Below are 1,541 nucleotides of genomic sequence, written 5' to 3' on the forward strand. Positions count from 1 at the left end.
TCGCGCAGGGCGTCGCTGAGGCGTTTGAGGACGACGATGCCCACGCCGCTGGCGAAGACCGTGCCGTTCGCGTCGGCGTCGAACGGACGGCAGTGCCCGTCGGGGGAGAAGATGTTCCCCTCCTGGTACACGTAGCCGCCGCGCTGCAGCACGTTGATCGAGGCGCCGCCGGCGAGCGCCACGTCGCACTCGAATTCGGCGAGACTCTTGCACGCTTGATGAACCGTCACCAGCGAGCTGGAGCAGGCCGTGCTGATCGTCATGCTCGGCCCGGTGAGGTTGAGCCGGTGCGAGATCTGGGTCGCCGCGTAGTCCTTGTCGTTGAAGAGCGCGATCTGACGGGCGAACGAGGTCATCAGCTCGGCCCGCGGCAGCAGGTGGTGGAGGAAGTAGCCGCTGCGGCCCACGCCCAGGAAGACGCCGGTCGCCTCCTCGTCCACGGCGGGGTCGTGGCCCGCGTCGTTCAGGGCCTCCACCGCAACTTCGAGGAGGAACCGCTGTTGCGGGTCCATCAACTCGGCTTCGCGCGCGGTGAGACCGAAGTACTCCGCATCGAACTCCTCGATCCCGTCGAGAAGCCCACCCGCGCGCACGAGATCCGGATTGTCGAGGACGTCCGGGTCGTCGTGCGCGGAGATCAGGTCGTCGTCGCCGAGGCGCGCGATCGACTCTCTTCCCTCTATCAGGTTCCGCCAGAATTCATCGGCATTCGTGGCGCCGGGCACGCGAAGGGCCAATCCGACGACCGCAATCGAGTCCACGCTCAAAATCGGCTCCTCTTCGGGCATGAAGGTGTCATTTTTCGATTACCGTATCGAGCGCCGATGAATCTGCCGTGAATCACAACTGCGGGTCAGTGAAGTCGGACTGCCGATGAGTGAACGGCAGGGGCGGTATCGGCTCCGCCGCTCCGATGTTGGTGCACTGCTTGTTCGGACAGGAGCATCGGTTGTGTCCCGGCGCGGGTTCGCGCTGGGCCGGCTGTCGGCGTGCACGGTGCGCGAATCAGCAATCGTAGCCTTGGCAGGTCACGCAGGGTTGACACGGTGCTGAGCCGACGGGTTTGATCAAGGCGAAGCGGGATGGTTCGACTTTGACTGGTCGGACTAAAGCATGCCAGGGGAAGGGAAGGGGAATTCCACAATGGACCGTTCCGGAGCCGGTTGACTTTCATTCGCCGACCGCATTATCGTCGCTTTCGGCAGTCGGTCGTGGCAGTCACCCGGTGTGGCGCCTGTCGATCCTGTCGCCGGCCTCGGTAATCGAAAACCGGTCCGGGACCCTCCCGCTCGCGAAGTCATTCCGCCGAGAGCCCCACCTGTGCGGATCTCGGCCCGCGAGAACCCCTGCTCTTTCGCGTCCCGACTGCACCGCAGTGTGCCGTGTCCGGACCCGCCGTTCCGAGTCCGCTCTCCGAAAACCCGGAGGATTCGCGGGCTCCCCACATGCTCCGCTGCCGTACCCGTGAGCGCTGAGCCCTTGAGGCGCTGTGCTCGAAGGACGGCTGCGGTTTTCCACACAGTCTCGCCGAACAGGAGGAG

1 protein-coding gene is annotated in these 1,541 nt (G+C 65.1%); it reads right to left on the reverse strand.

The features are described 5' to 3' along the window. Window positions 1-788, reverse strand: a 788-nt coding sequence (locus ACFC1R_RS37670) for a beta-ketoacyl synthase N-terminal-like domain-containing protein (protein ID WP_375946240.1), incomplete at its 3' end; no start/stop codon positions are given. Between the last annotated feature and the right edge of the window lie 753 nt (window positions 789-1,541).

The organism is Kitasatospora sp. NPDC056138 (genome assembly GCF_042264695.1).
Taxonomy (GTDB): Bacteria; Actinomycetota; Actinomycetes; order Streptomycetales; family Streptomycetaceae; genus Kitasatospora.